The organism is Carnobacterium maltaromaticum DSM 20342 (assembly GCF_000744945.1).
GTDB classification, from domain to species: Bacteria; Bacillota; Bacilli; order Lactobacillales; family Carnobacteriaceae; genus Carnobacterium; species Carnobacterium maltaromaticum.
The window spans coordinates 1,532,769-1,557,536 of the sequence record NZ_JQMX01000001.1; the positions used below are offsets into that span (position 1 = coordinate 1,532,769).

23 protein-coding genes and 1 pseudogene are annotated in these 24,768 nt (G+C 33.7%); 10 read left to right on the forward strand and 14 right to left on the reverse strand.

Features of this window, described 5'->3' with window-relative positions; translation table 11 throughout:
- Window positions 1-19: 19 nt before the first annotated feature.
- The 4 genes from BR77_RS07420 to BR77_RS07435 form a co-directional block, all read right to left on the reverse strand.
- Complete coding sequence (locus tag BR77_RS07420) at window positions 20-904, reverse strand: D-alanyl-D-alanine carboxypeptidase family protein (RefSeq protein WP_257613196.1); 885 nt, start codon at window positions 902-904, stop codon at window positions 20-22.
- A gap of 159 nt (window positions 905-1,063) precedes the next feature.
- On the reverse strand, window positions 1,064-2,026 hold the full coding sequence (manA, locus tag BR77_RS07425; RefSeq protein WP_015075681.1) for a mannose-6-phosphate isomerase, class I: 963 nt from the start codon (window positions 2,024-2,026) through the stop codon (window positions 1,064-1,066).
- A gap of 287 nt (window positions 2,027-2,313) precedes the next feature.
- A complete protein-coding gene (locus BR77_RS07430; protein ID WP_035064451.1) occupies window positions 2,314-3,348 on the reverse strand; it encodes a serine hydrolase domain-containing protein in 1,035 nt (344 codons plus the stop codon).
- 94 nt (window positions 3,349-3,442) lie between these two features.
- Window positions 3,443-4,399, reverse strand: coding sequence for a lactate/malate family dehydrogenase (locus BR77_RS07435; protein ID WP_015075677.1), 957 nt, complete (start codon window positions 4,397-4,399; stop codon window positions 3,443-3,445).
- Between the two features lie 247 nt (window positions 4,400-4,646).
- Here BR77_RS07435 and map point away from each other — a divergent pair, with 247 nt between their 5' ends.
- The gene (gene map, locus BR77_RS07440; RefSeq protein ID WP_015075676.1) at window positions 4,647-5,399 is read left to right on the forward strand and encodes a type I methionyl aminopeptidase; all 753 of its coding nucleotides are present in this window, start codon (window positions 4,647-4,649) and stop codon (window positions 5,397-5,399) included.
- A 37-nt stretch (window positions 5,400-5,436) separates the two neighbouring features.
- Here map and BR77_RS07445 read toward each other — a convergent pair whose 3' ends face one another.
- Window positions 5,437-6,297 (reverse strand): VOC family protein, encoded by an 861-nt coding sequence (locus BR77_RS07445; RefSeq protein WP_015075675.1) that lies wholly within the window; start codon window positions 6,295-6,297, stop codon window positions 5,437-5,439.
- Between the two features lie 180 nt (window positions 6,298-6,477).
- Between BR77_RS07445 and BR77_RS07450 the strand changes: the two genes are divergently transcribed.
- On the forward strand, window positions 6,478-6,930 hold the full coding sequence (locus BR77_RS07450) for a YehR family lipoprotein (RefSeq protein ID WP_029451969.1): 453 nt from the start codon (window positions 6,478-6,480) through the stop codon (window positions 6,928-6,930).
- A 57-nt stretch (window positions 6,931-6,987) separates the two neighbouring features.
- Here the strand turns inward: BR77_RS07450 and BR77_RS07455 are convergent, their stop codons facing one another.
- The 4 genes from BR77_RS07455 to BR77_RS07470 all read right to left on the reverse strand — a co-directional run bounded on the left by BR77_RS07455 (window position 6,988) and on the right by BR77_RS07470 (window position 12,648).
- Complete coding sequence (locus tag BR77_RS07455; protein WP_015075674.1) at window positions 6,988-8,184, reverse strand: GNAT family N-acetyltransferase; 1,197 nt, start codon at window positions 8,182-8,184, stop codon at window positions 6,988-6,990.
- Window positions 8,185-8,332: 148 nt separating this feature from the next.
- Complete coding sequence (locus BR77_RS07460) at window positions 8,333-10,231, reverse strand: ABC transporter ATP-binding protein (protein WP_015075673.1); 1,899 nt, start codon at window positions 10,229-10,231, stop codon at window positions 8,333-8,335.
- 1 nt (window position 10,232) lies between these two features.
- Complete coding sequence (locus tag BR77_RS07465; protein WP_010049471.1) at window positions 10,233-11,954, reverse strand: ABC transporter ATP-binding protein; 1,722 nt, start codon at window positions 11,952-11,954, stop codon at window positions 10,233-10,235.
- A 49-nt stretch (window positions 11,955-12,003) separates the two neighbouring features.
- Window positions 12,004-12,648, reverse strand: a complete 645-nt coding sequence (locus BR77_RS07470; protein ID WP_010049470.1) for a TetR/AcrR family transcriptional regulator — start codon at window positions 12,646-12,648, stop codon at window positions 12,004-12,006.
- Between the two features lie 363 nt (window positions 12,649-13,011).
- Between BR77_RS07470 and BR77_RS07475 the strand changes: the two genes are divergently transcribed.
- On the forward strand, window positions 13,012-13,632 hold the full coding sequence (locus tag BR77_RS07475; protein ID WP_010049465.1) for an FMN-dependent NADH-azoreductase: 621 nt from the start codon (window positions 13,012-13,014) through the stop codon (window positions 13,630-13,632).
- Between the two features lie 51 nt (window positions 13,633-13,683).
- On the opposite strand, the gene BR77_RS07480 is transcribed toward BR77_RS07475, so the two are convergent.
- Window positions 13,684-14,892, reverse strand: coding sequence for an AI-2E family transporter (locus tag BR77_RS07480; RefSeq protein WP_015075672.1), 1,209 nt, complete (start codon window positions 14,890-14,892; stop codon window positions 13,684-13,686).
- Between the two features lie 13 nt (window positions 14,893-14,905).
- On the opposite strand from BR77_RS07480, the gene BR77_RS19055 reads away from it, so the two are divergent.
- Window positions 14,906-15,301 carry a hypothetical protein gene (locus BR77_RS19055; protein ID WP_035064458.1) on the forward strand — a complete coding sequence of 132 codons (396 nt, stop codon included), beginning with the start codon at window positions 14,906-14,908 and terminating at the stop codon, window positions 15,299-15,301.
- 1 nt (window position 15,302) lies between these two features.
- Here BR77_RS19055 and BR77_RS07490 read toward each other — a convergent pair whose 3' ends face one another.
- Entirely contained in the window at window positions 15,303-15,662 is a 360-nt protein-coding gene (locus BR77_RS07490; protein ID WP_010054615.1) for a PTS glucitol/sorbitol transporter subunit IIA, read from the reverse strand.
- Window positions 15,663-15,902: 240 nt separating this feature from the next.
- On the opposite strand from BR77_RS07490, the gene BR77_RS07495 reads away from it, so the two are divergent.
- The 6 genes from BR77_RS07495 (at window position 15,903) to BR77_RS07520 (ending at window position 22,541) form a co-directional block, all read left to right on the forward strand.
- Window positions 15,903-18,023, forward strand: a complete 2,121-nt coding sequence (locus BR77_RS07495; protein WP_015075670.1) for a CDP-glycerol glycerophosphotransferase family protein — start codon at window positions 15,903-15,905, stop codon at window positions 18,021-18,023.
- 140 nt (window positions 18,024-18,163) lie between these two features.
- Window positions 18,164-19,195 (forward strand): lactonase family protein, encoded by a 1,032-nt coding sequence (locus BR77_RS07500; protein WP_035064461.1) that lies wholly within the window; start codon window positions 18,164-18,166, stop codon window positions 19,193-19,195.
- A 260-nt stretch (window positions 19,196-19,455) separates the two neighbouring features.
- Window positions 19,456-20,343: a glyoxalase/bleomycin resistance/extradiol dioxygenase family protein gene (locus tag BR77_RS07505; RefSeq protein WP_015075668.1), complete on the forward strand. Its 888-nt coding sequence runs from the start codon at window positions 19,456-19,458 to the stop codon at window positions 20,341-20,343.
- Window positions 20,344-21,300, forward strand: coding sequence for a ring-cleaving dioxygenase (locus BR77_RS07510; RefSeq protein ID WP_015075667.1), 957 nt, complete (start codon window positions 20,344-20,346; stop codon window positions 21,298-21,300). It begins immediately after the preceding gene.
- Window positions 21,301-21,303: 3 nt separating this feature from the next.
- Window positions 21,304-21,924: an alpha/beta hydrolase gene (locus BR77_RS07515; RefSeq protein WP_015075666.1), complete on the forward strand. Its 621-nt coding sequence runs from the start codon at window positions 21,304-21,306 to the stop codon at window positions 21,922-21,924.
- Window positions 21,921-22,541 carry a flavin reductase family protein gene (locus BR77_RS07520; protein WP_015075665.1) on the forward strand — a complete coding sequence of 207 codons (621 nt, stop codon included), beginning with the start codon at window positions 21,921-21,923 and terminating at the stop codon, window positions 22,539-22,541. The genes BR77_RS07515 and BR77_RS07520 overlap by 4 nt, the downstream gene beginning before the upstream one ends.
- Before the next feature lie 58 nt (window positions 22,542-22,599).
- Here the strand turns inward: BR77_RS07520 and BR77_RS07525 are convergent, their stop codons facing one another.
- The 3 genes and pseudogenes from BR77_RS07525 to BR77_RS07535 form a co-directional block, all read right to left on the reverse strand.
- A complete protein-coding gene (locus BR77_RS07525) occupies window positions 22,600-23,358 on the reverse strand; it encodes an EAL domain-containing protein (protein ID WP_015075664.1) in 759 nt (252 codons plus the stop codon).
- Between the two features lie 228 nt (window positions 23,359-23,586).
- On the reverse strand, window positions 23,587-24,264 hold the full coding sequence (locus BR77_RS07530) for an NUDIX hydrolase (RefSeq protein ID WP_307781484.1): 678 nt from the start codon (window positions 24,262-24,264) through the stop codon (window positions 23,587-23,589).
- Between the two features lie 113 nt (window positions 24,265-24,377).
- Window positions 24,378-24,590: pseudogene (locus BR77_RS07535) on the reverse strand (NUDIX hydrolase); the annotation flags it as partial.
- Between the last annotated feature and the right edge of the window lie 178 nt (window positions 24,591-24,768).

Genomic DNA, 24,768 nt, shown 5'->3' on the forward strand with positions numbered 1-24,768 from the left:
CTGGCTTTTTATTTCAGGATTAATCAAAGTATTTTTGTAGCAATTTATCCGCTTTTAAAAATCGTTCTTCAGAATTATTGGTGCCTAAGACAATGACTAGTAAGCGTTGCTCACCTTTACTGGCCGTTCCTATATAACAGTAGCCTGCATCTTCTGTATAGCCTGTTTTAAGACCATCAACTTCAAAATCATGCTGGTTGCTGGTTAGCAAACCATTCGTTGAATCAATTATTCCTCCTGTACTTAAAGTCCAACTTGCCGCGCGAGTCTGCTCTAAAACCTGTGGATAATCTGTCACTAGCGCTTTTGCTAAAATAGCCAAATCTTTTGCTGTTGCCACGGATTCTCCTTTTTCAGTCGGAAGACCGCTAGAACTAGTAAAATTAGTTTTCTTTGAAAGTTTTAACTCTTGGGCTTTTTGGTTCATTTGTTGAATGAATTCATTTTCTCCTCCCAAACGATTTCCTAAGGCCTCTGCTGCATCGTTAGCTGACATAACCATTGCAGCAGCCATTAAGTCAGCGACTGACCATTGACTCTTTTCATCAGCTGTTATACTTCGTAAGCTAACAGCCTGGCTATCGTTTAAGTAAGGCAATTCCAATTCCTCTGATGAATTCAACTGATTATTTTCTAGCGCTTCATATGTTAAATAAATCGTCATTAACTTAGTTAAACTGGCTAAAGGTCTAGCTTTATTTGGATTTTTTTGATATAAAACTTTTTGATTATTAAGGTCAACTACAAGTTCACTGGTTTCTCCTATTTTGGTTTTACTTCCTTGATTTAATTGTTTTCCATATATACCTAGTAAATAAAAACTCAAACTAATAATTGCGACTAATATAGCTAACACATACAGAATTCGTTTCTTATTTTTTATCAATTCCTTCACCTCAGACATAGCTTAACGCAATTATCTGAACTTTAAGAACATCCTTTCTTAATAAAACAAGTTATAAAACGATTTTTTTTCTTAATAATCAGTTTTTCCAAATTAAAAATAGCTAAAAATCTAAGACACTTGCCTCTTGATTTCCAGCTATTTATTAGTTAATTTAATTTAGCGATTCGCTTTACCTGGAGTTGATGCAATAATTTGCAAATGACCATCAATTTCCCAAGCTTTAATATCATTTGGCAAAATAAAATGAGTGCCTTTACTAATTTCATAACTTGCGCCATCAGCTAGATTTAGAAAACCACTGCCTTCTAAAACACTTACCAAAGTATACGGAGCCGTCGCCATAAATTCAGCTCTACCTTTAATATCCCATTGATACACATCAAAGAAATCCGTTTCAACATATGTTGTAATCTCCACATTGCCTTTATTGATTGTTTCAACATGTAGTACTGGATCAATATGTGGTACTGTTGTAACATCAACAGATTGTTGAATATGAAGTTCACGAGGTTGACCACTATCATCTTTACGATCATAATCATAAACTCGGTAGGTTGTATCACTACTTTGCTGAGTTTCTAAAATCATAATACCAGCACCAATTGCATGAATCGTTCCACTTGGTACATGGAAAAAGTCGCCTTTATTGACTTTAATACGACGTAATAAATGATCCCACTGACCCTCACGAATCATTGTTTCCAATTCTGCTTTTGTTTTCGCATGATGACCATAAATAATCTCAGCACCTTCATCAGCTTCAATCACATACCAACATTCCGTTTTACCTAATTCTCCCTCATGAGCTAGTCCATAAGCATCATCTGGATGCACTTGAACTGATAAATCATCGGCAGCATCTAAAATTTTGGTTAAAAGAGGAAATACATCACCTGCAACATTTCCAAAAACCTCACGATGCTGTTCCCAGACCTCAGCCAATGTCAGACCTTTTAAAGGACCATTTTTAACTACACTAGGGCCATTAGGATGAGCACTAATTGCCCAACATTCCCCCACCTTATCACTTGGAATTGCGTAGCCAAAAACATCCTTTAATTTTGTTCCACCCCAGATTTTTTCTTGTAAAACTGCTTCTAAAAATAACGGTTCAGTCATTGTTTTCCTCCTAAATAAAAAGTTTGTTGAGTCGGGTAGCTCCGGCAAGAAAATAGGGAAAATTGATGTGGCGCTTTTTGCCACCTCGAATTTTCATCTTTTTCTCGAGGAGTTGACTCATAAGAACTAGCCTTAATAAAAAGTTTGTTGAGTCACCTAATTCTATCAAAAGCTCATTGCCTTCATTAAAATTCGCATGTTCAGCTTTCCTCTAACACGCTATCTATTTTACCATATCTGAAAGCGATTCACGCAAAAAAACAAAAAAACTATAATTTGTCTTATTTTTAATTAGTTTGTCCTTCTTCTAGCTCTCGAATATAGACATCTAATAACTCGTTTCTACGTTTCAAATAGTGCGGAGTATCATTTTGCAAATGCAATCGGTTAGATAAAAAAACAAAACCTTCTTTTTTGATCATATCCAAAAAGATAAATGTTCCTGTAAAACCACTATGAAATAAATAACGTTTAGGATGACTTTTATCACCTGAGCTAAGGAAATCCCAGCCCAATGAACGATTCAAGTTACCTGTTGGAGTCCAATCTTGCTTTAATTTCTCGACGGTCTCTTTTTTTAGTAATCTGACTCCATCTAATTCTCCGTCATTTAATAGCATTTGGCTAAAGCGACTAACATCTTCAATAGTTGAAAAAAGTCCTGCACTCCCACAGTTAGGACGAAGAGTAAAAGCTTTAGGATCATGAACAACACCTCGAATTATTCCACGAGTTGGATGGTTCTCGGTCGGAGCACAGCTTAGGGGATCTGTAGGTTCAAAAACCGTATTGCTCAATTTTAATGGCCCCGAAACTCTTTCTTGAAATACTAAAGCTAAATTTTTTTTTGTACATTCTTCAACAATAAAACCTAATAAAATCATACTTGTATCTGTATAAACGACTTTCTTTCCAAAATCAGGACCAATGGATAGATGTAACATAGCCTCTTTTAATTCTCCCGCTGTTAACTGATCTCGATTTTCAATAAACCCATTTAAGGCAGAGGTATGAGTTAATAAATGTTGAATTGTTACACTTGGTTCACTAAAGGTTGGTAAATACAAAGAGACACTATCTGTTAAGTTTAATTTTCCAGCTTCCCATAATTGTAAAATTAGCGTTGTTGTCATCAACACCTTGGTCACTGAAGCTAAATCATAAAGTTGATTGTCTCTAATTTGTTCTTTTACAGGATAAACAGCTACATTTCCAGTTCGATAACTATTTTTTTCTATTGGGTTTATAAAAGCAAAACTTGCTCCTGGAAATATTTCTTCCTGAATAAACTCAGAAATTAAGGCTTGTGTTTTTGGATACATAAGACTACACTCTCTTTCTATTCTATCTTAATTAGTATACCAAAATTTTTGTTCTTTCCAACATTTTTCCAGTCATTTATTGGTTAATTATTTGTTAAATTCCACAGTTTTTCATAGTCTCTTTTATCGCAGCAACAGAATGCTTTAAAGCTTCTGTTTCAATTTTATCTAGCGGCAATTCTAATTGTTCTTCAATCCCATTTTTCCCTATTATACAAGGCAAACTAAAGGCAACATCTCTTTGATACCCGTATGCATTAGTAACGGTTGTAGAAACTGGATAAATACTTCGTTCGTTTAATACTACAGCTCGCACTAATGCAACTGTAGCTTGAGCAATCCCTGCATTTGTCCAACCTTTAGCGTTTAGAACATCATAAGCTGTTTTAACAACTGCCCCTTGAATATTTTTATAACTTAATGAATTACTCCCTTTAAACGCAAGTTCATCAGCTTTAAAGCCTTCAATTGATACGCGACTTAAAACTGGAAAGGCTGTTAACCCATGCTCGCCCATCATGATTCCCGATATACTTTTTGGATCCACTTGATAATTTTCAGCAAGTATTTGTCTAAAACGAGCAGAATCAAGCATCGTACCTGTTCCAAAAATCCGACCTTTAGCATAGTTGAATTCGTTTTCAGCTAAATATACCATTGAATCTAAAGGATTAGTGATAAGTATGAGTACAGCTTCTTTTGTATATTCAGTAACTCGCGTCATAATCTCTCTTAAAACAGTTGCGTTTTGCATAGCCAATTGGCTACGATCAGGCATCAATTCGCCAGTATTTGGTACAATACTCGGTCCAGCCGCACAGATAATAACGGTTGCATCTTGACAATCCTCATAACTGCCAGCATAGATTTCTGGATTTGCTTGTGAATGAAACGCTGCTGCATGTCGATGATCCAACGCTTCGCCTTCTGCTACTTTGTCTTGGCTATCAATTAAAGCAATTTTAGCAAAAAGTTGCAAATGTAAAACTTCTGTCAAAACTTGCGAGCCTACATGTCCGACTCCAATGATAACTAACTTATTTTGGTTCATTCATATCCCTCCAATTTTACTTTCTATCTTACCACTAATTAGTCTTAAATCAACAAAAGTTCAGTAAAAAAGAATCACCTAAATTAAGGTTTACGAGTATAGGTACGCTAAATCGTATGGTATAATAATATGCAGTTGTTTTATGATTTAAGCAAATACTTCTTTTATGAGTCAGACACATTACTCTATACTTTAAACGCTTTTCAATATACAGATATAAGTACATTAACTTTTAAGGAGTGTCAAAATGGTTACATTAAAATCTCAAAGAGAAATTGAACAAATGAAGGAATCTGGAAAAATTTTAGCCGGTATTCATCAACAATTAAGAACCTTTATCAAACCTGGTATTACAACAAATCAAATCAATCAATTTGTTCAAAATAAAATTGAAGATAAAGGAGCAATAGCAGCACAAATTGGTTTTGAAAATTATGAATATGCGACATGTATTAGTGTAAATGATGAAATTTGCCACGGTTTTCCTTCTGATTATGTCCTGAAATCTGGTGATCTTGTCAAGGTTGATTTTTGCGTTGATCTATTAGGCGCTATTTCTGACAGTTGTTGGACATATGCTGTCGGGGAATTATCAAACGAACACCTAGAATTAATGGCAGTGACTCAAGAAGCTTTGAGATTAGGGATTGAGCAAGCCAAAATTGGTAATCGCGTCGGTGACATTAGCCATGCCATTCAAAGTTATGCGGAATCTAAAGGATATGGTGTCGTTCGAGACTTTCTTGCTCATGGTATTGGTCCAACAATTCATGAAGAACCTTTCTTTTCACACTATGGTCAAGCGGGTAAAGGCTTACGCTTAAAAGAAGGTATGACGATTACCATTGAGCCTATGATTACTACAGGAACATGGAAGATGGACATAGATTCAAATAGCTGGACTGCTCGAACAATTGATGGAAGCTATTGTGCTCAATATGAGCATTCTCTCGCAATTACGAAAGAAGGACCCGTTATTTTGACAAAACAAGAGAGTTAGAGAAAATTTCTCTAACTCTCTTGTTTTTCTATTTACTTTATTTTACAGTTATTTCTAAATTAATGCCATTTGGATCAACTATTTGTAGTAGTGAAAGCTCTTTTCCATATGTGTAAGGATAGCTCTTTTCATCTAAATTAGCTTTAACTTCTATTAATGCCTCTAATGATGGAACTTCCATTGTAAAGTAAGCCAAACCTTTTGTATTTTTTTCCATTGGTGGGATATTTCTACCCGACCATACATTTGTCCCAATATGATGATGATAATTTCCAGCTGCAATAAATTTAGCTTGGCCAGGAAAATCTGTCTGTAAATTCATTTTTAATGTATCAATATAAAATTTTTCAGTTGCGTCTAAATCAGCCACTGTCAGATGAATATGTCCAACAGTTGTTCCTTTTGGTAATCCTGTAAAGCTTCCAGTTGCAGCTCCCAAAACACCTTCTGCATCCATCGCAATTGTGATTCCATTAATCGTACCATCTGGATTAATATCCCAAACTTCTCTTGCTTTATCGTGGTAAATTTCAATACCATTTCCTTCAGGATCATCTAAATAAATAGCCTCACTGTAGCCATGATCACTTGCCCCAGTAATAGGATACTCTGTTTTAACTAAATGATAAAGAACATCACCTAAAGCACTTCGACTCGGTAATAGAAAAGCAGTATGATACAATCCTGTTCTACGTCCAACTTTTGCTGTAATCGGTACTCGTTTTAATTGTAACAATGTGGTTTGACTTTCATCTACTGCGCCTAAAGAAACTTCATTTTCAGTTTCACTTTTTATTTCAAGTCCGATTTTGTCTTGATAGAAAGTTTTCATCGCTTCCAGATTTTCAACATTTAATACTACTTTTCCAATGCTTGTTTCACTATTCATTTTTTTCATTTATAAGACTCCCTTTATCTTTACTTTATATATAACTATTAAATCACATTATTTTAATTACTTCAAGTAATATACTTACTTTAAGGAAGTTTTGTATAAAATTATTATTGACTTATCTTTTAAATACAGTTATTATATATATTGTGTAATTAAATTTCAGGAGGAAGTAAGTTGGGAAAAATGAAAAAAGTCTTACCGTTGTTGGCAGTAGTTTGTTCATTATTTATTTTGGTTGGATGTGGAGGAAACAAAGAGGAAACAAAAACATTTGAAACGAATGAAAATGGAGTTGAAATGTCCTTAACGTATACTTATAAAGGTGATATCGTATCAAAACAAACTGCAACTAGTAAAATTCCTTATAGCTCATTAGGGGTTTCTACTAAAGAAGAAGCACAAGCAGTCACTAAAGCTATTGAAGAACAATATCAAGGTGTTAAAGGACTAAAAGAAACGATGGACTTTAAAGAAGATCATGCGATTGAAAAAGTTGAAGTTGACTACGAAAAAGCTGATCTTAAAGAGTTATCAGCTATTCCTGGAATGAATTTTTCGGATACATCAAAAAATGGTATTAGCATGAAAAAAACACAAGAAATGTTAGAAAAAATGAATTTCAAAGAGAAAAAATAATGAGTAAAAAAAGAATCGTTTTTCAACGATTCTTTTTTTATTCTATTTTTCAGTTCATTAAAAATAGTCATATAAGGTTGGACTTCCATCAGGTAATTGAGCAGCTAACGTTTGAACTGCAGCTTCAGATCCTTCAATACGATTAAAGAAATGCAATTCATTTAAAGAACGATAATTCATAAATACTTGAGTCCAAGCACCAATATCACCGGTTAATAGCTGATTTTCTAAGCCTTCTTCAGGTTCATTTGCAACTTCTGTTAAACTAGTTTGTCCCGATTTTATTTCTAATTTCCATAACCCATCATTCCAAGGAGCAACTTCATCTTTTACTTTTAAATAAAGTGGGCTGTCTATCTCAGATATAAAGTTAAATTTCTCAATAAATCGTTTCATATTAACAATTCTCGCCATCATAGAAGGGATAATTTCTTGTTTAATACGTGGATTACTTAACAAATAGGATTGATTTTGATTAATCCCAGCACTGTACTCAAAATAGCTAAAGCTCCCGTTATGTGACGCTATAAATCCCCATAAAGCATCATAAGCATGGTAATCTAAATAAACTAATTCTTTGATTCTAAAGGTTTTGTTTTGACCATCTGTTTCGTAAGTTAAATAGCCATAAGGCTGATTTTCTGGATTATAATAAATAGCTATTTTAAGCTCTTGATTATAGTCATAATTATAGCTCCACCACCAATCCGCTCTGCGAACTGGTCCGATAGAATCTTTCTGGTACATTTGATATAGTTTTTTTAACTCATGACTCCCAGTTTTCCAATCCACTCGCTTCATTGTTCCTTTTTGTTTATGAGCTTTGGGCAATTCATCTGGTGTTAAAGTTAATTTTACTTGGTCAAAGGCATGTTCATAGCCATATTTACGGTAAAAACTATATAAAAATGGAGCTAAATAAGAAAGATCATCTTCTTTTTCATTCATAGTTTTTAGAGCGAGCTTCATTAGAGAAGCAATATCCCCATCTCCACGATATTCTGGGTAGTTGGCCACTAAACCAATACCTCCCATTTTATAAACTTGCTTGTGAAGATAAACTTCATAAGCCGTAATCATCACTTGTCCACTTAAAGTGCCAGTCTCTTGAAATGCGCCAACTGAAATGGAGTTATCAAAAATCAAATTAAATTGATTTTTTAAGTTCTCTGTAATGGGGATGTTAAATGCATATTTAGCTAATTCAAACATTTCTTCTTTATATTCAGGTGTAATTATTCGGTACTCTGTCATTTATTTATTCCTCCTCTACTTTAAAAAAAAGTTTGTTGAGCCGGTTAGGCCTGGCTCACAAAACTAGCCTTTCCTATATTCCTTATTTTAGCACAACCTAAAAAAGCTAGCTAGAATGAATGTCCATTCTAACTAGCTTTCTATTTACTTAACTAACGGCTTCTTCTGAAAATTGACTATTATATAAGTCAGCATAGAAACCGGCTTTTTCCATTAGTTCATCGTGGGTTCCTGTTTCAACAACGGAACCTTTATCCATCACAATGATATTATCTGCATCACGTATGGTAGATAAGCGATGAGCGACTACGAAACTTGTTCGTCCTTGTAATAACTTACGCATTGCTTTTTGAATCAACACTTCAGTCCGAGTATCGACACTTGAAGTCGCTTCATCTAAAATTAATACTTCTGGATCAACTAAGAATGCTCTAGCAATTGTAATTAATTGACGTTGACCTTGAGAAATATTACTTGCATCTTCATTTAAAATTGTATCGTAACCATGTGGTAATTTACGAACAAAATCATCTACATGGGCTGCCACAGCAGCTTCTACAACAAAATCATCTGCTTCTTTTTTCTCATTACCATATTTAATATTGTCATAAATGGATCCATTAAATAGCCAAGTATCTTGTAATACCATGGCAAAATGGCTACGTAACTCTTCTCTTGAAAAATCACGGGTATCTATCCCATTAAATTTAATACTTCCGCCCTTAACATCATAAAAACGTTCCAATAAATTAATTAATGTTGATTTTCCGGCTCCAGTTGGTCCAACAATCGCAACCATTTGACCTTCTTTCACATCTAAATTGAAATCTTTCATTAATAAATCATCCGTACCTTCGCCATATCCAAATTGAACATGATCAAAACTGATTTTATAAGGTGAATTTGGAATTGGTTCAATACCAGAAGGAGAATTGTCCATATCTTTTTCATCTAAGACTTCAAAAACACGTTCAGCCGAAGCCACTGTTGATTGAATTGTATTCATTAAGTTCGCTAATTGTGTAATTGGTTGTGAAAATTGATTGGTATATTGTAGGAACGCTTGTACATTCCCTAAAGTCATTGAACCATCAGCTACCTTAATCCCACCAAGAACAGCAACAAATATATAACCTAAATTTTTGATAAAATTCATTAAAGGCATGATTAAACCTGAAATAAATTGGGCTTTCCAAGAAGATTTGAATAGTACTTCATTTTCTTTTTCAAAAGTTTCAATAGATGCTGCTTCACGATTAAAACTTTTCACGACAACATGGCCACTATAGGTTTCTTCAATTTGATTATTTAACAAACCTAAGCTTTTTTGTTGTGAAGCAAAGAATCGTTGTGATTTTGGTGCGACAATTCCAACTACAATTAAGCTTAATGGAACAGTTGCCACAGCAACTAATGTTAACTGCCAGCTAATCGTTAACATCATATATAAAACACCGAAAAAGGTGACAATACTTGTTACTAACTGGGTCAAACTTTGTTGCAGTGTATTGGAAATATTATCCATATCATTAACCGCACGAGACATTACATCTCCGTTAGAATGAGTGTCAAAATATTCCATTGGTACAGTATTCATTTTTCCTTTTAAATCACGACGCAACTCATAAACTGTTCTTTGTGAGACACGAGTCATTATAAATTGTTGCAAAAAGCTGAAGAGAGCTGATGCTACATACATAATCCCAACAACTAAAAGAATCGAAGCAATTTTATCATAGTCAATCGGTAATTTATCCACTTCTATCCCTGCTTGGCGTTGGATAAATCCTTTTTGAACTCCTTCAAAAATTAAAGTTGTTGCTTCACCTAAGATTTTAGGTGTTCTAATTTGAAAAACAGTTGCGGTAATAGCTAAGACGAAAACAGCAATAATCGCAATGGAACGTTTCGACATATAACCGAATAAACGTTTAATGGTAGGCCAAAAATTCTTAGCTTTTTGAACTGGCATTCGCGCACCTGGTCCGCCGCCCATTGGACCTCTTCCTTGTCCGCCTTTTGGTTGACTTACATTTTTATCACTCATCTTAGATTTCCTCCCCTCTCAATTGAGAATTAATAATCTCTTGATAGGTTTCATTTGTAGCTTTTAAATCTTCATGAGTTCCTTGTCCAACTAATTGGCCCTCATCTAATACTAAAATAATGTCCGCATCAATTACAGTACTAATTCGTTGTGCAACTAAAACAACCACAGATTCTCTAGTTTCTGGTTTTAATGCTTTTCTTAAAGCAGCATCAGTCTTGAAATCTAACGCTGAGAATGAATCATCAAAGACATAAATATCTGCTTTTTTGACTAATGCTCTAGCAATACAGAGACGTTGTTTTTGTCCACCGGAAAAGTTGCCTCCACCCTGTTCTACATATGAATCTAAACCTTCAGGCATCGCAGCAACAAAATTTTTCGATTGCGCAATTTCTAATGCATGCCATAGTTCTTCATCAGTAGCATCTGGGTTTCCGTATTTTAAGTTTTCACGAATTGTTCCAGTGAAAAGCATCGCTTTTTGAGGTACATATCCGACAGCATCTCTTAAGTCCTGTTGTTTCATTTGACGAATATCGACGCCATTAATCTCAATGGATCCATTTTCAACATCATAGAAACGACCTAGTAAATTAGACAATGTTGATTTTCCTGATCCAGTTCCACCAATAATGGCAATAGTTTGTCCGTTCTTGCCATGGAAATCAATATCTTTCAAAGCTAGATTTTCAGCACCTGTATATCTGAAATCAACATGATTAAAGTCTAATGTACCTTGTTTTTCAGCTGGTAATTTAGCTGGATTTTCAGGATCTTTAATTTTACTATCCATATTTAAGACTTCATTAATCCGTACTGCTGAAGCTTGTCCTCTTGGAATAAAGATAAATACCATTGACAACATCATAAAGCTCATTAAAATTTGCATTGCGTAGGTCATAAAGGCAAGTAAATTACCAACCTCTAAGGTCCCATTTCCAATATATTGACCACCAAACCAAATGATGGCAATATTAGTCCCACTCATGATAAAGGTCATAACTGGTAACATCAGACTCATAATTGTATTTACTTTAATTGATGTATCCATAAAATCTTTATTGGCTTCTGCAAAGCGCTCAGTTTCAGATTTACTGCGATTAAACGCACGAATCACCCGAATACCTGTTAAACCTTCACGGAAAACCAAGTTTAGTTTATCGGTTTTCTTTTGAATTGCTTTAAACAGTGGTACAGCAAAGAACATTACCACACCAATAAAAATAGCTAAGATTGGTAAAACATATAAGAAAATTTGTGTTAATTGACCATCTTTACTGTAAGCTAAAAAACTAGCTCCTATTAACATAATTGGTGCCATAATCATCATGCGTAAAAACATCATGACTACATTTTGGATTTGAATGACATCATTGGTTGTCCGAGTAATTAAAGAAGCTGTTCCAATTTCGTCAATTTCATCATTTGAAAAATTTGTTACTTTAGTATAAATTTCGCTTCGTAATGTTTTCCCTAATTTTTGTGATTGTCTGGCAGCTAAAAATACATTTCCAGTTGCGGCAGCAATACTAATTAATGAGAAACCAAGCATTTTAAAACCAACAGACCAAATATAATCTGTATCTCCTTTAGCAACTCCATTATTAATAATATCTGCCGTTAAGGTTGGTAAGTATAAATCACTAACCACTTGAATAATCATAAATACAACGGCCCCAGCTACTGCCCAGAAAGACATTCGTTTGGCTAATTTTAACATTCTTTTCATTCCTTTCTTTCTTGTTCATCTTCATTATTCATTTAAATTTCTACTTCTCTCCCTCGCTTTTTACGTAGACACCATCACGTAACCAAAACAATTTTTTATTAAAACTAGCAATTACTTCATCCCTTGGTAATTCTTTTGCAAAAGCATCGCCAATTGTTTGAAATAAAAAGGTCATCATCACTTTAAACAGTGAATGAAAATCTTCATCTGAATCAATTTTCAGTAAATCCGCATTAACAAAATCAGCAAAATGATTATGATGTCGATCTTTTTTGTGTTCGCACTCTCTTTTCTTCATAGCTTCAGGCGTAACTTCGCGACTTGTCCGATAGTCCATATGCAAAAACATATGTTTAAAAAATGACGCTTGTTTGTCTTCAGTAATCATCGTTAGCATCTTAGGAAAATAATTTTGGTATCCTAAAAACAAGTCACCATTAGCTTCTTTTAAACAGTCTTCCAACATTTTTTTACTGTCTTGTTTTAAAGTCGCAAAAAAATAATAATACAAATCTTCTTTATCTTTAAAATATTGATAAAAGCTGCCTCTCGAAATCTCTGCTAGCTTAATAATATTGTTAATTGATGCTTCTGTTAATGGAACTCTAGAAAATTCTGTTGACGCTGCATCTAGTAATCGCTTTTGCTTATCAATGGGTAAGTTAAAAAATGTTTGAGTTGGCATCTTACGTTCTCCTTTCATTGTTAATCTTTTAAGTTATTCAATCTATAAGTTTCTATTTAAAGATTGGAAATGACTAGAGTACCATGCTTTCTCCATAAGTGACACTCCGTCATATGACACTTTGTCATTATATATGACGCACTGTCACATTGCAAGAGAAAAACAACATATTTTTCACCTGATTTCTAGAAAAAAAGCACCTGTTTTTAACGATTAGCTGTATAAAGCGAATGAAAACTATTACATTTTTTTAGATAGCTCAGTAAAATAATTTATTTTTTTAGATTTAATCTTGTTTTCAATACTTACTTTTGGTAAGATAGTTCTTGTAATTATTTAAAATATGAAAGAGGTTTTTATAAAATGAGTAAAGTATTAGTTATTAAAGCACATCCATTAACAGGAGAAGTATCACGTTCTATGCAAGTTGTTGATACATTTATCACAGCTTATAAAGAAAAAAATCACTTTGACCACATCAATGAAATCAATTTGTATACATCATTCATTCCAGAAATTGATTTAGACATACTAGCAGCTTGGGATGCATTACGTACAGGTACTGAATTTGAAACGTTGTCTCAAGAACAACAAGATAAAGTTTCACGTTTTAATGAACTTACTGAATTATTCTTAGACGCTGATAAAGTCATTATTGCTAATCCACTATGGAATTTAAATGTTCCAACTCGTTTGAAAGCCTGGATTGACACTGTCAATGTAGCAGGAAAAACTTTCAAATATACTGCTGAAGGCCCTGTTGGCTTAGTGACGGATAAAAAAGTCTTACACATCCAATCAAGTGGCGGTGTTTATAAAGGCCAAGATCCTGCTAGCCAATATTTAAAAATGATTTTCAACTTTATTGGAGTTACTGACTATCACCAACTTGCTGTTGAGGGAATGGATCATGATCCAGAACATGCACCAGCTATTATGGCTGAAGGTTTCGCAGCAGCGAAAGATCTAGCTCAAACATTCTAATAAATAAAAAAATGAACGGCTCACAATATAGTGAACCGTTCATTTTTTTATTTAACTTTCAGATTTTTCATTTTTGACTCCACTGTCAGGCAATGGGGCGGGGTTATAATCATGGTGATACAATCCAGAAACTTCTTTATACCAGTTGAAAATATACGTTAACAACACTTTCAAGACAGCATAACCTGGTATACCTAGAATAACTCCAGGAATTCCAAATAATTTTCCTGCTGTTAGTAAAACGATAATAATCGTAACTGGATGAACCTCTAAGTTGCTTCCTAGAACTTGCGGTGAAATAACTCGACCTTCTATCGTTTGTTCAATAACAAAAATAATCATGACTTTAATCAGCATTTCTGGTGAATCGACTAAGGCAATAATCACAGCTGGAACCATTGCTAAAAATGAACCTAAATAAGGAACTAGATTTAAGAATCCAGCTAAAATACCTAATGTCACTGCATACTCTAAACCAACAATAGCATATCCAGCCATGAACATAATTGCTACAAAAAAAGCAACAATTAGTTGACCACGAATGTATTGGCTAATTTGAGTATTCATATCTGTCAATAATCTAAATGTTGTATCACGTAATTTAGTAGGAACAAATTTCATTAAATGATGAGGCAAGTTCTTCCCATCTTTTAAAAGATAAAATAAAATAAATGGCATTGTAACCACGGCAATAACAACGTTAGTAACAGCACCTACCACACTACCTAAACCATTTACAGTTGAATTAAGCATTGAATTTAATTGTCCAGTTACAGACTTAACAATGTCTCCATTTGTGCTAGATAATTGATCTTGCAACTGAGAAAACAAGTCACTTCTCAGCAAGTTGTCAAGTTCGCTATTGGCTCTTTCCCAGTATGAGGGCCAGTTTGTAATAAAACTCATGGTTTGTTTTTGCATCAATGGAATTAAAATAGCTACTCCCCAAACAATTAAACCTAAGATAATAATAAAGACAATCGTGATTCCAAAAACTCTAGGAATTTTTTTGCTTTCGAGCCAGTCAACCAATGGATTAATCAAATAATACAATATTCCAGCCATAATAATGGGCAACCCAATCACACTAAAAAAACTACCGATTGGTTGAAATAGATAACCCATTTTGGATAAAACAAAAATATTTAATAGAATTAATAAATTTACCAACAGAACTGTAACAAATTTATTGTTTAAAAACCAACGCCAAAACCAAGAGAAGTTCTTGCGTTTTTCAGTCTTCTGATCTAAATCTTCCATCTTAAACTCCTCCTTGAATAAAAAGTTTGTTGAGCCGGTTAACTCTGGCAAGAAAATAGGAAAAATTGATAGGACGTTTTTTGTCCTCTCGAATTTTTATCTTTTTCTCGAAGAGTTGACTCATAAGAACTGGCCTAATAAAAAGTTTGTTGAGCCGGTTAGCTCTGGCAAGAAAATAGGAAAAATTGATAGGACGCTTTTTGTCTTCTCGAATTTTTATCTTTTTCTTGAAGAGTTGGCTCATAAGAACTGGCCTAATAAAAAGTTTATTGAGCCGTTTAGGCCTGGCAGAAAAATAGAGAATTCCAAGAAAAGTGGCTTTTTACTTTTTTGGGAATTTATCTTTTTTCCGAAGGCCTGGCTCATAAGAACTGGCCTTGATAAAAAGTTTATTGATTCGCAAAAGTAGTTTACGCTTCGTAACTGATTTTTGTACCAACTGAAATCGTTGGAAGTTCTTGTGGACTCAGGTAAATTCCATTCCCTAACATATCCTCTGCTGGAACTTCAGTAAAACTTAACGTAATATGCCCGATGCTATTTAAATTATCTACGGCCAAAGAACCTACCGCTTCAATTGTATAAGACTGATTATCAAACTTAATGGTTTGTCCTTTTTTTAATTCAATCATTTCTCTTCCATCCTCAAAAGCTTGGATGACAGAAACCTGACGGATATCCTCTGTTGCTTCTTCACCAAATAAAATAATGATTGGATCTTGTTCACTGATTGCTTGTGGTCCAATACTTGTTACTGTTCCAATTGTCATTTCGTGCTTACCCTCTTTCTCCTGCCTATTTGTTTCATTTCCTATTTTATCATAGAATGATTTCCATTTGTTAGTAGAACTCACTATTCTACATAAGTTCAACTAAAAGAGTAACAACTATTCGTCTTTTTTAGATTACAATTCCTTTACAAATGTAGCAATTCATTGCAACGCTATCATGCGACTGCTATGATAAGTTTGAGTTATTCTACTAAGAGCTATCTATCGGAGGAAACTATTATGTCATTGAGATCATCTATTAAAGATTCTCATTTATTTTTAAATCGACACAAAACTGAATTAATTTTGAAACATCCAAGCTTTTCAATCCGTACACAAGGCGATCAAATTGTTACAACTGTAACTTTGAACAAAGATCATCCTGTTTACTTTAAAGGCTTCTTTATTTTGCATCGTGAAACTGGAGAAAAATACGATTTTTCTACAACTGAAATTGATCCAACAAACTTTTCTTTTCAATTTAATCTAACTGATTTTATTCATCAGATTGTTCCTCAAGGTGGCCGTGAACATTTTGAATTTTATTTTGGAATCAGTTACTTTGTTGATAACCAATGGGTAGATAAGGAAGAACCTCTTTCTTTAGATTTATTTGAGCACTTTGATTCATACGGGTTAACCCAATTTAAAGATCGAGAAGACGATATTTATCCCTACTTCAGCCGTAAAACAAATGGTTTTTGTTTTACTGTAAACGTTCCAGTTCGTAGCCTACGCTACATTAAAGGGAGCTATATCACAGATATAAAAACCAAACAACAAAAAATAAATATCCATGGAAAAATCAGTTCAAAAGCAATTGCGATTAATCGAATTGATACCATTATGGTTGGTAAACGATCTGGGCTAAAACGGACCATTCATTCAAATATCATGTTAGATAATTTAGAATCTGGTACACATTTATACCACTATGACTACCATATTTTAATTGATACAAAAGATTTTGCGCAAGAACTACTATTAATTGAATTTCCAGATGATGATTTTGATTTGTATTTTGAAGTCTATTTAAACGGGCTGTTTGAACCCACCGTTGTTCGAGTTGGAAATCCAAAAGCGTTAAAATCAAAAGGAATCTATAAAAATGCTTTTTATTCTTACGCAACAACTAGTTATACGTTTGCGCCAAACTTTACGTCTCAATCTCAAAGCTTGTCTATTTGTGTGACACGTTTTGAAAAAGCTGTTTTTTCTTATTTTAGAGAAATGTTGGTGTTGTTTTGGTTTATCCGACCTTTTTACTTAAAAAATAAAATTTGGGTAATTGGTGAAAAACCTCATACTGCTAATAATAATGGCTTTGCTTTTTATCGTTACATGCGTGAAAACCATCCCGAACGTAATGTTTTTTATGTTATTGATCCTGCTTCACCTGATTATCAAAAATTAGAAAAATACGGTTCTGATCATATTTTACCTTTTAAATCTAAAAAACATATTTGGCACTTATTTATGGCAAGAGTCATTTTAACCGCCTATCATCCGCATGAAATCTATCCAACTCGCACACAGCAATTATTGAATTTTATTCGTGGGAAAAAGATTTATTTACAAAATGAAGTGATCGGCTTACAAAACGAAATCGAAACTTTAGGACATTCTTCTTTGCAGTTTGAAACTGATTTATTTTTAGTTAGTTCAAAAAATGAACTACGTCTAGTTACTGATGTTTTACACTATGCTAAAGAACAAGTTGCTATTACTGGGTTGGCGCGCTTTGACGAACTATTTGACCCTGCTAAACCGATGATTATCGAAAATCAATTACTATTTTTCCCGGTGGATCATGAAACGGGTTTACACTTTCAAACAGAATTTATTGATATTTTAGCTGCTAATTATTTAACATTCCTAGCTAGCTCAGATTTTACTGAGTATTTGAAACAGAACCAATTAAATTTAGTCATTGCTTTGCCTCCAGCCTTTAATAAGTATGCTACAGAATTTCAAAAACTGGCTACAAAGCTTGTTTATCAAGAGGATGGGAATTTAATTGAGTTGTTAAAAGCGAGTAAAATTATGATTACAGATTACGCCTCTGAGGCTTTTGATTTTAGCTTTTTAGATAAACCTGTTTTATTCTATCAAATAGAAGCACAGTTTCAACAAGTCGATTCGGATGAAGCTGTTCACTTGCATCATAGCTACCAAAATGAATTACCTGGTGAAATCGCGACAGATGCAGATAGTTTAATGCATTTATTGGAAGTTGCACAAATAACCCATTTTGAAATTAGTAAACAAAACAAACAAAAAGCGAATTTTTTAATTGAATATCGCGATACAAACGCATGTCAACGGATTTTTGAAACTGTTACTCGTTTTACTAAAGGCTAATAAACTAAATTCAATTCAAAACAATCAGGTAATTGAACCTGATTGTTTTTTTAAATGACCGATTATTTTATTATCCTTCTTAACTTTTATGGTATACTAAATAGTGAATTGAATACGCAAACATAAGGGGGAAAACAACAATGAAAGAAACATTATTTTTAGGAACCTATACAAAACGTGAAAGTGAAGGGGTTTACACAATTACATTAGATACAGAAAAAAAACAATTGGAGAACTTAACTTTGATTGCTAAAGTTGACAGTCCAACTTATCTTGGCTTATCAAAAAATCAAGATTTTTTATATGCTGTAGCTAAAGTTGATGGTGATGGTGGCATGTCTTCTTATAAAAAAGATGCTTCTGGTACTTATCAATTAGTGAACTCTGTTACTGCCGCTGGTGCTCCACCATGTTATGTAGGTGTTGATGATGCTAGAGGGTTCCTTTATACAGCAAACTACCATAAGGGTGAAATTGGCGTCTTAAAAGTTGCAGAAGATGGAACATTAACATTAGTTGACACTGTAGCTCATACAGGTTCTAGCGTTCATGAAAATCAAACGAGCCCACATGCTCATTATTCTGATTTAACACCGGATCATAACTATGTAGTCGCATGCGATTTAGGAACAGACAGTGTTTATTCTTATTCTGTTTCAACTGAAGGCAAATTAACAGAAGTAAGTCGTTATAATGCAGCACCTGGTACTGGTCCACGTCATCTTGTTTTTAACCCAAATGGAAAAATTGCTTATTTATTTGGTGAATTATCTAGTGTTGTCATTGTTTTAGGATATGATGCAACGACTGGTGCTTTTACTGAAATCCAAACCATTTCAACAATTCCAAATAACTTTACTGATTTTAATGGAGGAGCAGCTATTCGTGTTTCATCAGATGGTAAATTTTTATACGCTTCAAATCGTGGTCATGATTCAATTGTTGTTTACTCGATTTCAAATGAAGGAAAAACACTTGAACAAATTCAATTAATTGCTTCGGAAGGTCAAATTCCGCGTGATTTCAATCTAGATTCAACAGAAGATTTTGTGATTGTTGCACACCAAGATTCAGATAATTTAACTCTTTTTTCAAGAGATCGTGAAACAGGCTTGCTAAATATGATTCAAAAAGATGTTTATGCACCAGAATGTGTCTGTGTATTGCGATAAAAAGGTAATAATATACTACTCTATAAAAAGTCCAAATCGTTTTTTGATAAACGATTTGGACTTTTTTATGTTAGATTAGAGTCCCCCTTGCTAAATAATTCAATTGATGATATACTTACTTTAACAAAGTTACTTCTATTTAGAAAGTATTATAATTTCATAAAGTTACTAAATTATTTAGTATCATGAAATAAAAAATTGATTAAAAAAAGCTCACCAAACTTTTTATCAGGCTAGTTTTTATATTAGGAGGTGTATTCATGGTTCACAATATCCATCATATCTCAGGTTTTACAAAATCTGCTAAAGAGTCAATCTATTTTTATACAGAAATTTTAGGTTTACGTTTGGTTAAAAATACTGTTAATCAGGAAAATACAAAAATGCGTCACTTGTTTTTTGGAGATTATCAGGGTACTCCTGGAACTCTACTCACTTTTTTTGAAATTTCAAAATTGGGCCAACGAAGGGATTTTAACAATTATTTTTCAACAAACTATTTAGCTATCCCAAAAGGTAGTTTACAATTTTGGAAGGAACGATTGCTTCAATTTAATGTTGAGAGTCATCAGGATGATGAAGGTCTTGAATTTACAGATTTTGATGATTTTAAACTTAAATTAATTGAAACTGACGAACAAATCCAATCTGAAAAAGCTACTCAGCACTCTACAGTTCCTGCTCACTATCAAATTATTCGAATTGCTGGAACTAGTTTAGTCGTAGAAAACCCCACTTTAACAAATCAGTTTTTACACACTTATTTAGGGATTAAGTCAACTGAGACCCTTCCACTAAATAATAGGACTAGCTTTACGATTGTCAAAAAAAGTTCTGAGTTGGCCAAGTCAAGAATTGGCCGTGGATCTATTGATCATATTGCCTATAGTGCCGCAACAGCTGCTGATTTAGAGGAACTTTATCAAACGGCTTTAGCAAATCAATTTAAGATTGAGGAGTATGTTGATCGTGGCTATTTCAAAAGCTTATATGTTAAAGAGCCAAATGGCCTTCGCATTGAAATTGCTACTGAACTACCTGGTTTTCTGATTGATGAAGATCTCGCCACATTAGGTGAAAATTTAGCTCTACCTGCTTTTTTAGAAACAAAACGAACAACTATTACAAAAACATTGGAGGAACTATAAATGAATAATTTAAAAGGAATACACCATGTAACAGCAATGACAAGTAGTGCAGAACGTAATTATCAATTTTTCACTGAAGTATTAGGAATGCGCTTAGTCAAAAAAACAGTCAATCAAGATGATATTCAAACTTACCACACTTTTTTTGCAGATGATAAAGGCAGTGCTGGTACTGATATGACATTCTTTGACTTCCCGAATATTCAAAAAGGGATCAAAGGAACAAATTCTATTTCTCGAACTTCATTCCGTGTCCCAACTGATGCCGCTATTGATTTTTGGTTAAAACGCTTTGATGAATTTTCTGTTGAACATGGCGAAATTGAGACTAAATTTGGTAAAAAAATCTTAACCTTTTCTGATTTCGATGATCAACATTATCAACTGATTTCAGATGAATTCAATCATGGAGTTCCAGCTGGTATTCCATGGCAAAAAGGTCCTGTCCCTTACGAGTTTGCGATTGTTGGTTTAGGTCCAATTTTCTTAACAGTTGCTGATTTAGAGCCAATGAAATTAATGCTTGAAGAAGTTATGGGATTTAAACAAATTGAAACAGAGGCTGGGTTCCATTTATTTGAAGTTGGTGAAGGAGGAAATGGTGCTCAAGTTATTGTTGAAGAGCGAACTGATTTATTACCTGCTAGAGAAGGGTTTGGAAATGTTCACCACGTTGCCTTCAGAGTTGAAAATCGTCAAGTTTTAGACGAATGGATTGAACGCATTCATAGTTTTGGCTTGCCTCAATCAGGCTATGTGAATCGTTTTTATTTTGAATCTTTATATGTTCGAGTAGGCCCAATTTTGTTTGAATTTGCAACTGATGGTCCTGGATTTATGCAAGATGAACCTTACGAAACAGTTGGTGAATCTTTATCACTTCCGCCATTCTTGGAAGAACAACGCGAGTATATAGAAAGTGCTGTCCGACCTTTTAATACAAAAAGGAGTGAATAATTGATGGAACATTATTTTAAAGCTGGCTTAACTACTGCCCCACCTTTATTACTTTTACATGGTACTGGTGGAGATGAACACTCATTGCTTAAAATCGCAGAAGAGTTATCACCAAATTCTACTATCCTTTCTTTAAGAGGAACTGTTTCTGAACAAGGAGCTAATCGCTTTTTTAAACGCTTTGCTGAAGGACAGTTTGATTTAGAAAATTTGGAGTTAAAAACAGATGAACTACTAGCTACGGTTAAAGAACTTTCAAAAAAATATCAGATTTCTTTTGATCAGTGGGTCCTTGTTGGGTATTCAAACGGGGCCAATATTGCCGGTCATCTGCTTTTAGAACGAGAAAATAGTTTTAAAAGAGGCCTTTTATTTCATGCAATGTCCTTAGGCAAACATGAAGCAACATTTGATTTAAGTACTAGCAGTATTTGGCTTTCAGCTGGTATAAATGATCCAATTGTACCAAAATCAGCTTCTGAAACATTAAGGGATAGCTTTCTCCAACGTGATGGAAATGTTGATATGGTCTGGACAAATGCCGGTCATCAACTCACTTATCCAGAGTTAGAAAAAGCAAAAGAATGGTTAAAAAAAGAATTTCCTAAGGATGAATTCGTATGATTCATTTTACAAGTGATAAACTGTCAAAAAAGCAACAATATAAGTTTTTAAGTGGTAGCATCATTCCTAGGCCAATTGCCTGGATTACAACATTAACCGCTGATGGTAAAACAGTTAATTTAGCACCTTTTAGTTTTTTCAGCGGAGTTTCAAACGAACTTCCATTACTTTCTATTGCCATTTTACGTCAAAATGGTGAAATGAAAGATTCTGCTCGAAATCTTCTTGCAACAAAAGAAGCTGTCATTCATATTGTTGATGAAAGTTTGATTCATGTTATGAACCAAACCTCTCGTTCTTTAGCTCCTGACCAAAGTGAAGTAGAGCTAACAAACTTAACACTTGAACCAAGCCTTTCTGTTCAAGTACCTGGTATTTCAGAAGCAAAAATTCGTTTTGAAACCACATTACACCAGTATGTTCCAATAAAAAATCAGCAAGATCAAATAGTTACTGATTTATTTATTTTAGCCGTGAGTGATTTTCATTTTTCTGAATCTGTCTTTGATCAAAAAAATGACTATATTTTAACAGAAAAACTATTACCTGTCGCTCGACTAGCTGGTAATAAATATGCGACTTTAGCTGATGAATATACCGTAAAACGTCCTAAATAAAAAAAGTGAAATCCTCTTGATTCAATGAGGATTTCACTTTTTTATTCTCAAACATTTATTATTGAAGGAATGGCAACCACGTTTCTTGAAATACAGCGTACGGAACTGGAGAACCAAAATAGAATCCTTGATAAGTGTCACAACCCATTTGATCCATAAACTCAACTTGTTGCTTTGTTTCCATACCTTCCGCCAATACTAAAATGTCTAAGTCATGGGCTAATTGAATCACTGCTTTAACAATCATTTGAACTTTCTTATCCGTTAATACTTCATTCATAAAGGCACGATCAATTTTCAAGACATCTATAGGCAACATGCGTAAATAGGCTAACGAATTAAACCCTCTACCAAAATCATCTAAGCTGACCTTAATCCCAGTTTCTTTTAGTTTTTCTAAATAGCTAACGGCTAAATCAAAATCAGGAAATTCTCTTCTTTCCGTAATCTCAATTTCTAGTTTATTGGGGTTTATTAACTCATTTTTAAAAAACAATAAAACTTCATCCATATGTTCTTTATGCACAAATTCGCTAGAGTTCATATTAAGTGAAATTGAAAAATCATAATTGACTAACTCTTCTGAATTTAATTTCGTTACAACTTCATGAATTAAAAAATTTTGCATCGTTTCCATTTGTTCCATTTCATTGACAATTGGCATAAAGTCATCTGGTCTTAACACTTTTTCATTAACTTTTAATCGCATAAGTGCTTCAGCACCAATTAATTTCTTCTCTACACTTTCAAATTTGGGCTGATAATAGAGTTCATAATTTTGTGCAGTTATCGCTACACGAATGTCTGCTTCTTTCACAAAAAACGCTCTCCTCTCGCCTTCTATCTTTTACTAGCCTTATAATGTTTCTATAATAACATATAGCTTATTTAAAAAGAACAAAAACCTTGAGCAAAAAAATATTTCTATCTATTTTTAACAAAATATAGACACATCTATTAATAACTAATAAAATCGATTTAAATAACAATTTAAAATTTCTAACTATGTAAAAAGCCTCTGATTTCCCATAGGCTTTGATTGTATTTAAGTCAAATAAGGACTATCTACAGCATAAAATTTAGATGGGCGTCCAACTCCAGTCGGTCTTTCATCCACTTCTTTGACAAATTTCAATAAATCTTTTTTAAAATTAGAATGGTCGATCTTTTTATAATCTAGACCTAAAAATTTAGCAAAGACTTTTCTAGCCTCTGTAATTGTAAAACTCTCACCTAAAATCGTTAATACACGAGGCTGGGAGTACATTTTTCCACGTATGCGTTTAAAGGCTGTACTAATAATTTCTCCGTGATCAAAAGCCAAACGTTCTTGACTAGAGACAAGAGTTGCTTCTTTTTGGATATCTAATTGAATCACAATATCCCCTTCAGTTAGCATGACTAGATCACCTTCAATATCAATATTAAACCATTTAACATCGCTAGCATAGTCCCCCGCTGTCAGTACTTCTTGATTTAAAAAAGCAATATAGCTCGTTGTAATCACCCATCCTCGTGGATCACGATTAGGCGTACTAAAAGTATATAATTGTTCAATATTTAACTCGGTTAGCTTGACGCCGGTTTCTTCTTGAGTTTCTCTTAAACAACTTTCATTTGTTGATTCTGTAGGATTGACAAAACCTCCTGGTAACCTGTATTCCCGGATAGTCGTAACTAGGTCGGATAAAACCTTGATATAAAAGCATTTCTCCCTAGTTATGCGTTTAACACATAACTAGGTGAATCGAACCTCAAAATACTGTCCAAACCTTGATTTGACGGGTTTTGCATTTGTTCCTAGTTAGGTGTCTCCGGGAATCCAGGTGGTAAAGCCCAAGAATCTTTAAATGGATGCGCTTTACGCTTGATTAACAACATTTTAAGTTGATCTTCTTCACGATTATAACAAAACATTACGTTATCCACAGTTACAGATGGCGTTTCGTATTTAGGCAAATCTTGAGCCTTATACCATTTTAAAAATTCTTCTTCACTCGCAACTGTTTCATAATATTTTTTCTCTTCTTTTTTATTTTCAAATTTCATTAAATTCACCTCTTCAATTTTAAATTTTATTTTTCGTTTCATTAAAAATGCTTTCTTATTTCTATTTTATAAGAAATAAGAAAAATGTAAAGAGGCTTCGATATAAAGATGCTACATATAAGCAAACCAACATTTATGGATCACAGTTCATCTTTGATGGATGTGTATCATGGTTCTA

Bases quoted from the DNA above. Each gene is read 5' to 3' on its own strand.
- BR77_RS07420 (WP_257613196.1), bottom strand. From the start codon at position 904: ATGTCTGAGGTGAAGGAATTGATAAAAAATAAGAAACGAATTCTGTAT.
- manA (WP_015075681.1), bottom strand. From the start codon at position 2,026: ATGACTGAACCGTTATTTTTAGAAGCAGTTTTACAAGAAAAAATCTGG.
- BR77_RS07430 (WP_035064451.1), bottom strand. From the start codon at position 3,348: ATGTATCCAAAAACACAAGCCTTAATTTCTGAGTTTATTCAGGAAGAA.
- BR77_RS07435 (WP_015075677.1), bottom strand. From the start codon at position 4,399: ATGAACCAAAATAAGTTAGTTATCATTGGAGTCGGACATGTAGGCTCG.
- map (WP_015075676.1), top strand. From the start codon at position 4,647: ATGGTTACATTAAAATCTCAAAGAGAAATTGAACAAATGAAGGAATCT.
- BR77_RS07445 (WP_015075675.1), bottom strand. From the start codon at position 6,297: ATGAAAAAAATGAATAGTGAAACAAGCATTGGAAAAGTAGTATTAAAT.
- BR77_RS07450 (WP_029451969.1), top strand. From the start codon at position 6,478: ATGAAAAAAGTCTTACCGTTGTTGGCAGTAGTTTGTTCATTATTTATT.
- BR77_RS07455 (WP_015075674.1), bottom strand. From the start codon at position 8,184: ATGACAGAGTACCGAATAATTACACCTGAATATAAAGAAGAAATGTTT.
- BR77_RS07460 (WP_015075673.1), bottom strand. From the start codon at position 10,231: ATGAGTGATAAAAATGTAAGTCAACCAAAAGGCGGACAAGGAAGAGGT.
- BR77_RS07465 (WP_010049471.1), bottom strand. From the start codon at position 11,954: ATGTTAAAATTAGCCAAACGAATGTCTTTCTGGGCAGTAGCTGGGGCC.
- BR77_RS07470 (WP_010049470.1), bottom strand. From the start codon at position 12,648: ATGCCAACTCAAACATTTTTTAACTTACCCATTGATAAGCAAAAGCGA.
- BR77_RS07475 (WP_010049465.1), top strand. From the start codon at position 13,012: ATGAGTAAAGTATTAGTTATTAAAGCACATCCATTAACAGGAGAAGTA.
- BR77_RS07480 (WP_015075672.1), bottom strand. From the start codon at position 14,892: ATGGAAGATTTAGATCAGAAGACTGAAAAACGCAAGAACTTCTCTTGG.
- BR77_RS07490 (WP_010054615.1), bottom strand. From the start codon at position 15,662: ATGACAATTGGAACAGTAACAAGTATTGGACCACAAGCAATCAGTGAA.
- BR77_RS07495 (WP_015075670.1), top strand. From the start codon at position 15,903: ATGTCATTGAGATCATCTATTAAAGATTCTCATTTATTTTTAAATCGA.
- BR77_RS07500 (WP_035064461.1), top strand. From the start codon at position 18,164: ATGAAAGAAACATTATTTTTAGGAACCTATACAAAACGTGAAAGTGAA.
- BR77_RS07505 (WP_015075668.1), top strand. From the start codon at position 19,456: ATGGTTCACAATATCCATCATATCTCAGGTTTTACAAAATCTGCTAAA.
- BR77_RS07510 (WP_015075667.1), top strand. From the start codon at position 20,344: ATGAATAATTTAAAAGGAATACACCATGTAACAGCAATGACAAGTAGT.
- BR77_RS07515 (WP_015075666.1), top strand. From the start codon at position 21,304: ATGGAACATTATTTTAAAGCTGGCTTAACTACTGCCCCACCTTTATTA.
- BR77_RS07520 (WP_015075665.1), top strand. From the start codon at position 21,921: ATGATTCATTTTACAAGTGATAAACTGTCAAAAAAGCAACAATATAAG.